The sequence below is a fragment of the Actinomadura rubrisoli genome, from assembly GCF_004349215.1.
GTDB classification, from domain to species: Bacteria; Actinomycetota; Actinomycetes; order Streptosporangiales; family Streptosporangiaceae; genus Spirillospora; species Spirillospora rubrisoli.
This window is the reverse complement of record NZ_SMKU01000697.1, coordinates 1-1,376: the sequence shown is the minus strand read 5'-3', so window position 1 is coordinate 1,376 and position 1,376 is coordinate 1. Positions and strand designations below refer to the sequence as shown.

Below are 1,376 nucleotides of genomic sequence, written 5' to 3'. Positions count from 1 at the left end.
GCGGAGGCCAGGAGGCACCTCCCGGGGATTCCCAGCCCGGGGGAGGCGGGGGGTTGCTCATCCGGTCACGTCCTTCCAGGTCAACTGACCTCAATGCACCATCTAGTGTGCAGCAAAACAATGACATTGTGATCCTCCGCGATGGAGGTCCGGCGTCACACTCCCGCACACGGCGTTCGGGGATACTTGCTTGGACGCTCTCCGGGAGGTTCTGGTGCGAGACTATTTCGACTCGTATGTCGTGGTCGTGGCCCTGCTTCTGGTCGGCGGCGGGATCGTCGGCGGTGGCCTGGCCGCCAACCGGCTGCTGCGCCCCAGCCGCCCGACCGCCGAGAAGCTGCTCACCTACGAGTGCGGCGTCGATCCCGTCGGCGAAGGGTGGGCGCATTCATACGTGCGTTACTACGTTTTCGCCTACCTGTACGTGGTGTTCGCCGTGGACGCCGTCTTCCTGTTCCCCTGGGCGACGGTCTTCGCCGCGCCGGGCTACGGCCTGACCACGCTCGGGGAGATGTTCGTCTTCCTGGCGTTCCTCGCCGCAGGTCTCCTCTACGCGGGAAAAAAGGGCGTGCTCTCCTGGGTCTGAGCCCCTGGCGTGATCCGCGCGGGCTGTCAGAATGCCTCCTGTGAGCACTATCGATCTCCCGCCGCCCAGCGTCGGGCCGCTCTCGCGGCTGGCGCCGAAGCCGATCAAGTTCGTGCTCAACTGGGGGCGCCGGTACTCCCTGTGGGTGTTCAACTTCGGCCTGGCCTGCTGCGCGATCGAATTCATCGCGACGTCGATGAGCCGCCACGACTTCATCCGGCTCGGCGTCATCCCGTTCGCGCCCGGTCCCCGGCAGGCCGACCTGATGGTGGTGTCCGGCACCGTCAGCGACAAGATGGCCCCCGCCGTGCGGCGCCTGTACGAGCAGATGCCCGAGCCCAAGTACGTCATCTCGTTCGGTGCCTGCTCCAACTGCGGCGGCCCGTACTGGGACTCCTACTGCGTGACCAAGGGCGTCGACCAGATCATCCCAGTGGACGTGTATGTTCCCGGCTGCCCGCCCCGTCCGGAGGCGCTGCTGCACGGGATCGTCCACCTCCAGGAGAAGATCGCGGGAGAGTCGCTCGGCGACCGCTACAACGGCGGCGACCCGCTGTCCCTGGCACCCGCGTCGCGTCCGCTTTCGGCCACCGTGCTGCGCCGGCCGCTCCTGCCGCCGCCGCCCGCGCCCGCCGAGGGCTCGACCGTCGAGCTTCCGCTTGCCCCGGACGACGCCACCGCCACCCTCCCTGCGGACGAGCCCACAGCCGCGTCGGACGAGCCCGCAGCCCCGCCTGCAACGGGACGCACCGCGCCGATCGGGAAGCCCCCGCCCCCCGCCGAACCGACC

Annotated in this window: 2 protein-coding genes; both read left to right on the top strand. The window is 68.8% G+C overall.

Annotation, left to right across the window (positions count from 1 at the left end):
* Nucleotides 1-214: 214 nt before the first annotated feature.
* Entirely contained in the window at nt 215-586 is a 372-nt protein-coding gene (locus tag E1298_RS46935; protein WP_131903803.1) for an NADH-quinone oxidoreductase subunit A, read from the top strand.
* A gap of 31 nt (nt 587-617) precedes the next feature.
* A partial coding sequence (locus E1298_RS52150; RefSeq protein WP_131903802.1) for an NADH-quinone oxidoreductase subunit B occupies nt 618-1,376 on the top strand: 759 nt, incomplete at its 3' end.